The following is an 8338-nucleotide window of genomic DNA, read 5'->3' as shown; positions in this document are numbered from 1 at the left end:
ACTCTCAAAAGAATTGCTGGTTTACTTTAACTATATTCTGTTCAATTTTCAAAGACCATTTACTCTGTCGCACCGAAGCGACTTCCTTATCTTATCATTTCTTTAATTTTATGTCAACAACTTTTTTTCAAAAGTTTTTTTGACATTTATCATCGACATGATAAGTATCATTCGCCTCACCAATCAACTCATTTGTTTGATTTGTCATCAGCGACGTGTTTTATCTTAACACTATTTATTTATTATAATTTTCATTTTTTCATTATTTTATTCAAATAATTCTAATTTTATATGATTTTTCTTACTTTTTCTTCATTTTTCTACTATTGATATACTAGGTACCGTTTGTGTTATAATTATGTAAAATTCATAACTTAATATCTAAAATACACTTAATAGAGGTGATTAAAATGAAACAAATATTAAAAAATGACTGGAATGAACTTTTAGAAGATGAATTTTCAAAAGAATACTATTTAACTTTGAGAGATTTTTTAAAACATGAATATAATACAAAAACAATATATCCTGATAAATATGATATATTTAATGCCTTACATTATACGCCTTATGAAAATGTGAAAGTTGTTATTCTAGGGCAAGATCCCTATCATGGACCTAATCAAGCTCATGGATTAAGTTTTTCTGTAAATCCAGGTGTAAGAATACCTCCTTCATTATTAAATATATATAAAGAACTTAATTCTGATTTAGGATGCTATATTCCTAATAATGGCTATTTAAAAAAATGGGCTGACCAAGGGGTACTTTTATTAAATACTTCACTTACAGTAAGAGCTGGCGAAGCTAACTCTCATAAGAATAAAGGTTGGGAAATTTTCACGGATAAGATAATATCTTTAGTTAATAAAAAAAATGATCCTGTTGTTTTTCTATTATGGGGTAACAATGCTATTAGTAAGAAAAAATTAATAACTAATGATAAACACTTAGTTCTATCTTCAGTACATCCTAGTCCATTATCTGCTTCAAGAGGTTTCTTTGGAAGTAAACCATTTTCAAAAATTAATCAATTCCTTACATCTGTTAATAAAAAACCTATTGATTGGCAAATAGAAAATATATAAAGAAAAAGTTAGGTCATTTTTATAATGGCTCTAACTTTTTTCATATTAATCTATTTTAACAACTTTGTTTTTATGTGACTTTATTTTTCTGTAATAAGAATATACAAATGCTAGTATAATTCCAAGAACTCCGCCTGCTGCAAATCCAAGTATTATATCTTGTAGTAGCATTCCAATAATGGTTCCTATACCAACTCCACCTGCTATTCCTTTAGTTAAATATTCATAATCCTTATCTGAAAGCATCATCTTTTCTACCATCTGCATATCCTCCTTATTCTTTATAATTAAATTATATAATTAAATTATTAAATATATCTTAATTTAAACTTAACAATAAATGAATTTACTATAAATTCATTTTACTCCTTATAACATTTTTTGTAAAGAGTTATTATTTACTTTTTATAAGGCTTTATAAAAACTTATTAAATAATTAATTTTATCTTTTTTTATTTATTTATTACTTCTAAATTTATAAGAACAAAAAAAAGCAACTCACTATTTAGTAAGTTGCTTTCCTGGTGGCTCGACCAGGAATCGAACCAGGGACACGAGGATTTTCAGTCCTCTGCTCTACCGACTGAGCTATCGAGCCTTAACAACTTTAATATACAATATTTTTTATATTATGTCAAATATTTTTTTAGTTAATCTATAAGTATATTTTTTATTAGTAATTTTTTATGACCCTCTAAATATAAATATATTATATAATAATTATTCTGGAGGTAACTTTGAAATACATTATATTTTTAGTATTAATATTAATCATTATATTTATGTATTTTTATTACGAAAAAAAATTAGCAGTAGCCAAGGATAGAATAAGAAGAACTACCTCTCAATTTAATAGTATTAGAAATGAATATAGAAATTCTATTGCAAAAACAAAATATCTAAATGTTCAATTTATTCGCCCATCAATAACAACTGCAATAGCCAATAATGAATCTATTATCTTTCTAGCACCTACTACCGATTCACCAAAGCTTAAAACATTAAATGTCAAGATGGAGGTTAAAATATTAGACAGTGCCATTGTAAGTAATGAAACTTGGTTTTATGTAAGTTTACCTGTTGATACACCTTATAACTGTCGAGGATGGATTAATAAAAATGATTTTTCTTTTATTTGCTCTACATCCAAAGACATATCAACAAATTTCTAATAATAAAAAGTCTATGTAACGAAAAACTATTAATAGTCTTTCATTACATAGACTAATATTATATACTACATAATTAAACTTATAATAAATCTAATAATTGGTACCCTTAGCATAAATATAAAATAAAGTATTATAATAAAGCTAAATTGCATATTAAATATTTTCTCATCACTATTAGAATGCCTTATACTCATCTCTTCTTTGGTAATTATTCCTCTTCTAATATTCAAATTTGCTAATTTTTTAAGTATAAAAAAAGCTACTATTCCAAAAGCTAATGCTATTATTCCATATGTAGCAGCCATTACTAATTTTTCTCCGACAGGTAAACTTCTTATACTTATTTCCGAAGCTTCTTCCATTAATGAATCGCTTTGTGGGATTAAGCTAATTACTTTCTGTATAGTTATCGAAGTTCCATTAATCAAAAAATGAATTAATGAAGAAGCAAATATTGTATTTGTTATTCTAACAACTAAAGCTAGTACAAATCCTAAAACTGTTGCATATAAAAACTGTTGTGGATCTAGATGCATTATTCCAAATAATAATCCTGTTATTATTGAGGATAAATATATATTCTTATTTTTATATCCAGATAATACTACTCCACGTATAGTTATTTCTTCCGTTATTGCAGGTAATACAGCTACTAAGAGTAATAATATAATATACGGTGAGCTAACTATTTCAGTCATAAAGTTACCTATTTCATTTTCAAAAAAGAATTGTGATATTAAAGAAAAGAATGTCATTATAGGTTGACATACAAATGCAAGCAATATAATTAGAAGTGCATCTTTAAAATATAGCTTGTTTAATTTTAATACATCCTTTGCTGATTGCTTAGTAACTATTAAGTATATTATCGCCGGAATGATAAATGTAATTGTATGACTTATAAAAAGCATCAACCTAACATCTGTTATATTAAATAAACTGAATATTTTTGATACAGGCAAAAATAGCTGTAATAGTATAATTGTTAAAAAGTATGTATTGGCTCTAGCAACCTTTTTCATAAATTTCTCCTTTTATTAAAAATTTTATTTGCTTAATGTATATTAAATTTAAATGATGACAATAATATAAATGAAGTTTTAAACTTCATAGTTAATCGCCTCTCCCCCATTTTATTTATATACAAAAATAATCCCGTTAATGTTTTAGATAATATTATTGGGATTATTTTTCGTTATCTAAATTATCTATAATTATTCTCCTTAAGTTCTTTTATCATCATATTAATTGCATAATTTGTAGCTAAATCTCTTACTTCATTCCTATTCCCATCAAAATTACACTTATCCACTTTTGTCTTTCCATTAAGATATACAGCTATATAAACTAATCCTACCGGTTTTTCTTTACTACCACCACCTGGTCCAGCTATACCTGTTGTTGCAATTGATACATTTGATGAACTTTCTTTAGCAATTCCTTCAGCCATTTCTCTTGCAGTCTCTTCACTTACTGCACCATATTTTTCTAAAGTGTCTTTTTTTACTCCAAGCCTTTTAACTTTTGCTTCATTTGAGTAAGTAATAGCACCTTCTAAGAATGAACTAGATATTCCTGCATATGATATTAACTTTGCTGCAACTAATCCACCAGTACAAGATTCTGCTGTAGATATAGTTAAATTATTATTACATAGAATACTTCCTATTATATTTTCTATAGAACCTTCATTATTAACCTGTATATTCATTTAACTCACCTCAAAATAATTTCTAACTACAATTATAAACCATTATTTTCTACATTTACATAAATATTTTTTAAATAAAAATCTCTAAAGTTAAGTACTTTAGAGATTTTTATTTATATTTATTGGCACTAATATAATAATCCCCTAAATTATTTATTCCCTCTTCTAATATAGAAAAATTACTTTCTTTTAACATGGAGGTAATAATATTTACATGTTGCCTATTTAACTGATCTACTGTTATAGTAAAATTATCATTCTTATCTACTATCCCCATATAATCATAGATATCGCTATATTCACTAAGTCCTAGTTTCCCTCTAATATCCATTTTATAGTCTGGCATTGTTTTACCCTCCTATTATTTCTCTCATACCCCATATTATTATATATAATATTTCTTAACTGTCCTTATTTTATGCATCTTTTATCAATTTTATTCTACATATTTTATTTTTTATAAAAATAAGCCATATCGATTTTGATATGACTTATAAATACTTTTTTTATTATGCTTCTGCTCTTATTCTTTTTGTTTCATCTAAAATCTTATTTACCTCACTTGCAGGTACTTCATCATATCTTAAAAACTCACTTATAAAAGTTCCTCTTGCTTGTGTCATAGATCTTATATCTGTTGCATAAGTAAACATTTCACTCATAGGTACTTCTGCGTATATTTTTTGTATTCTTCCTTCTGGTTCCATTCCTATTACTCTTCCTCTTCTTTTGTTAATATCCCCCATCACATCTCCCATATAACTATCTGGTACTAATATTTGAACACTCATAATTGGCTCAAGTAAAATAGGTTTAGCCGCTTCCAATCCTTTTTTATATGCTATTGATGCTGCTATCTTAAATGCCATCTCTGAAGAATCAACTGGATGATAAGAACCATCATATAATGTTGCTTTAAGACCTATTACTGGATACCCTGCTAAGACCCCACTAGATATACAATCTCTTAATCCCTTTTCTACTGCTGGTATAAAATTTCTAGGAACAGCACCACCCACTACCTTATCTACAAACTCTAAATCCAGCTCTCCATCTTGCCTTGGTTCAAATTTAATTCTTACATCCCCATATTGACCATGCCCACCTGATTGTTTCTTATGTTTTCCTTGTACATCTGAAACCCCTTTAATAGTTTCTCTGTAAGGAACCTTTGGCTCTTGTAGTATTACATCTGCACCAAATTTACTCTTAATTCTATTAGCTATTACTTCAAAATGTGTTTCTCCTAATCCCCAAATTATAGTTTCTGCATTTTCAACATCTCGTTCAACCTTAAATACAGGATCTTCTTCCATTAACTTTGATAATGATAAAGATATCTTCTCTTCATCACCTTTAGACTTTGGTAATACAGCCATAGGCATTACTGCATTTGGTAAATTAATTTTATCATACATAATCTTTAATTTATCACTACATAATGTATCTCCAGTTGCTGTATATTGTAATTTTGCTACTGCTCCTATATCCCCAGCTGAAATAACTTGTGTAGGAATTTGATTTTTACCTTTCATAAAGAATAAATGGTTTAGTTTTTCTTGCTTATCTTTATTAGTATTTAATGCAGTCATTTCTCCACTTATCTTTCCAGTCATTACTCTAAATAATGATATTTTACCTACAAATGGGTCTGCAATAGTTTTAAATACAAAAGCAGAAAATGGTTTCTCATCATGAATATTTATGAAAACCTCTTCATTGGTACTTAAATTAATTGCTTTTTGTGGAAGTGAATGCTCCGGTGATGGAAAACATTTAATTATACTATTAATCATTGATTTGATTCCAATCATCTTTATAGCGCTACCGCATAAGACTGGTGCTATATCACCATTAGCACAACCCTTTATTAATCCATTATATATATCTTCATCACATAATTCACCATCATTTAAATACTTATCTAATAGTTCTTCATCAGTTTCGGCAGCAGCCTCCATTACCATTTGCTTGCATTCTTCAACTTTGTCTTTTAACTCCTCTGGTATTTCTGACGGTTCCATTTTGGAAGTTTTAGCATTATATACTAATGCTGTCTTTGAAATTACATTTATAATTCCATTAAAATCACTTTCTTTTCCTATTGGGTATTGAATAGGAACAACACTAGTTCCAAACTTTTCTTTCATTTGCTCTAGAACACTATCAAAGCTAGCATTTTCTCTATCCATCTTATTAACGAAAAATGCCCTTGGTAATTTAATCTTTTCACAATAGTCCCATGCCTTTTCAGTACCTACTTGAATACCAGATGCAGCACACACTACGATAGTTGCAATATCTACAGCTCTCATTCCTTGAGCCATCTCCCCTTGAAAATCAAAGTATCCTGGCATATCTACTATATTAATCTTAATGTTATTCTCTTCAAAAGAAGCTACTGATGTTGATAATGATATTCCCCTTTTTTTCTCTTCCTGTTCATAATCCATTACAGTAGTACCATCTTCAACTTTTCCAAGCCTATCTGTATTATTTGTATAAAATAATAATGATTCAGCTAAGGATGTCTTTCCTGTTGCTCCATGTCCTATTAATCCTACATTTCTAAGGTTTTTATAATTATATTCTTTCATAATTTATTGATAATACTATTTTATAGTATTATCCCTCACCCACCTTTCTTTATATAGATCGATTAATTGTCATTTTTATTAGCTTTTATTATTTAAAGTCATACTTAATCTTTATGAATTTAATGAACTAAATAGTACATAATTCACTTTCTTCTCTTTAAACTTCTAGCAATTCCATTAAAATTATTAAGGTAAATTTAAAATTTGACGTATTAACACTTTCATTCTTATCTCTATCTACATATAGTTAAATAGGTGTATAATTTCTTTATTTATACTTAGGTTATCTATAATAATTCTATTATTCCTAAGCTATAAAAAAGGATCATTGCAATTATCTAGCAACAATCCTTGATGAACTATTTCTATTAACTTTTTTATTTTTAAATTTATGCAATAGCAAATCTATAAGGCAGCCAAATAATCCACCTGAAAAATCAATCATCACATCTCTAAAAGCCATTTCTCGTCCTGGTATAAAATATTGATGCACTTCATCTGTAATTGCATATCCCAATACTATAGCTAAAGAATATATTCTTGCTTTCTTTATTTCAATATAATTTTTAAATACTGAAACAGCTAACCAATATAATATAAAATACTCAGTAAAATGTGCTGTCTTTCTCACAGCAAATGATGCTATTGATCCTAAAGTACTATTTAAATCAATTCCTATAAATGAAAGTATATTTATAAATAAATCACTTTGTTTATTAGATATATCTGCTGGCTGATTGGACATTACAAATATTAATATCATCCAAGCTATTAATAATATCCAATTCATTATTATTCTTTTGTTTTTCATATCTTCTCCCTATTATAATTTATAAAGTTCTATTATTAGTTTTTTTCAACTAAATATCTATTAATATACGCTAACGATTCTTCCAATATTCCCTGACTACCTTCAAGATCCTGCAATTTAACTTCTACATTACATACCCTTTGTTCTAATTGATACATTAATTCCTTAATATCATTTAATAACTTCACTTCATAAGATACTTGAATTCCATCTGAGTCTATATATATCTTTTCTGGTGTTGAACCACATTCAACACATTTTGCATATATTCCTTCCTTTTCAGTATCCCTAAATACCTTAAAAGTATCGTTATTACATTTAGAACAATTTGATAATATAATAAAATCATAATAACTTATATCAAATTCATATTTGCTCTTACAATGTTCACATGTTAGTACCAAATTATTATCTTGAGTTTCTATAAAAAAAGTATTTCCTGAACAACCTTCTTTTTCGCATACCACTGTTCTTATCATAAATAGTCCCTCCTATATTTACATGAAAATATAATTCCCTCAAGAATTATTATGATATTTTTGAATATAATATGCTTAAATTAAAATTGTTATAAAATTTATTTTACTATCAAAGATAATTTATCTAACTCATTTTTTATATTGTTGATTTCATCATCAAGTTCTTTTGTATCTTTCCCAGCTAGAACTAAATCCCTTTTTTTCAATTTCAACTGAATTATTCTTTGCTCTAAATTTATTTTTTCTTCCATATGATCACTCCCATTCTTATTTTTATATAAGAACACATTATAAATCTATTTTAGAAATACTATATACACTATTATATAATACTTTATTAAAATCATAGCAAAAAAACAATAATATTTTCAATTTATTTTACGACAAATTATTACTAATTTATACAACAAAAAAGCTACGATTTAAAATCGTAGCTTTGGTGGAGGTAAAGGGATTCGAACCCTTGACCCCTTGCGTGCA

10 protein-coding genes and 1 tRNA gene are annotated in these 8338 nt (G+C 27.2%); 2 read left to right on the top strand and 9 right to left on the bottom strand.

The genetic code is table 11. The features are described from left to right. Positions 1-410 precede the first annotated feature (410 nt). A complete protein-coding gene (locus I4V63_RS15130) occupies positions 411-1088 on the top strand; it encodes a uracil-DNA glycosylase (protein WP_196002055.1) in 678 nt (225 codons plus the stop codon). A gap of 45 nt (positions 1089-1133) precedes the next feature. Here I4V63_RS15130 and I4V63_RS15125 read toward each other — a convergent pair whose 3' ends face one another. Both I4V63_RS15125 and I4V63_RS15120 read right to left on the bottom strand, forming a co-directional pair. Next, positions 1134-1349: a hypothetical protein gene (locus I4V63_RS15125; RefSeq protein ID WP_196002054.1), complete on the bottom strand. Its 216-nt coding sequence runs from the start codon at positions 1347-1349 to the stop codon at positions 1134-1136. Between the two features lie 261 nt (positions 1350-1610). Further along, positions 1611-1686 (bottom strand) — tRNA-Phe (locus I4V63_RS15120). A 139-nt stretch (positions 1687-1825) separates the two neighbouring features. Between I4V63_RS15120 and I4V63_RS15115 the strand changes: the two genes are divergently transcribed. Beyond that, complete coding sequence (locus I4V63_RS15115) at positions 1826-2260, top strand: SH3 domain-containing protein (protein WP_243280533.1); 435 nt, start codon at positions 1826-1828, stop codon at positions 2258-2260. 65 nt (positions 2261-2325) lie between these two features. Here I4V63_RS15115 and I4V63_RS15110 read toward each other — a convergent pair whose 3' ends face one another. The 7 genes from I4V63_RS15110 to I4V63_RS15080 all read right to left on the bottom strand — a co-directional run bounded on the left by I4V63_RS15110 (position 2326) and on the right by I4V63_RS15080 (position 8109). Then, positions 2326-3282, bottom strand: coding sequence for a CPBP family intramembrane glutamic endopeptidase (locus I4V63_RS15110; protein ID WP_196002053.1), 957 nt, complete (start codon positions 3280-3282; stop codon positions 2326-2328). A gap of 182 nt (positions 3283-3464) precedes the next feature. Continuing rightward, the gene (locus I4V63_RS15105; RefSeq protein ID WP_196002052.1) at positions 3465-3971 is read right to left on the bottom strand and encodes a nicotinamide-nucleotide amidohydrolase family protein; all 507 of its coding nucleotides are present in this window, start codon (positions 3969-3971) and stop codon (positions 3465-3467) included. A 109-nt stretch (positions 3972-4080) separates the two neighbouring features. Next, the gene (locus I4V63_RS15100) at positions 4081-4317 is read right to left on the bottom strand and encodes a hypothetical protein (protein WP_196002051.1); all 237 of its coding nucleotides are present in this window, start codon (positions 4315-4317) and stop codon (positions 4081-4083) included. Positions 4318-4480: 163 nt separating this feature from the next. After that, the gene (gene fusA / locus I4V63_RS15095; RefSeq protein ID WP_196002050.1) at positions 4481-6568 is read right to left on the bottom strand and encodes an elongation factor G; all 2088 of its coding nucleotides are present in this window, start codon (positions 6566-6568) and stop codon (positions 4481-4483) included. Positions 6569-6902: 334 nt separating this feature from the next. Then, on the bottom strand, positions 6903-7379 hold the full coding sequence (locus I4V63_RS15090) for a VanZ family protein (RefSeq protein WP_196002049.1): 477 nt from the start codon (positions 7377-7379) through the stop codon (positions 6903-6905). 35 nt (positions 7380-7414) lie between these two features. Next, complete coding sequence (locus I4V63_RS15085) at positions 7415-7858, bottom strand: hypothetical protein (protein WP_196002048.1); 444 nt, start codon at positions 7856-7858, stop codon at positions 7415-7417. Between the two features lie 98 nt (positions 7859-7956). Further along, positions 7957-8109 carry a hypothetical protein gene (locus I4V63_RS15080; protein WP_196002047.1) on the bottom strand — a complete coding sequence of 51 codons (153 nt, stop codon included), beginning with the start codon at positions 8107-8109 and terminating at the stop codon, positions 7957-7959. Between the last annotated feature and the right edge of the window lie 229 nt (positions 8110-8338).

It is taken from the genome of Clostridium sp. 1001271B_151109_B4 (genome assembly GCF_015670405.1).
Lineage (GTDB): Bacteria > Bacillota > Clostridia > Clostridiales > Clostridiaceae > Clostridium.
This window is presented reverse-complemented; position numbering and strand designations above follow the sequence as displayed.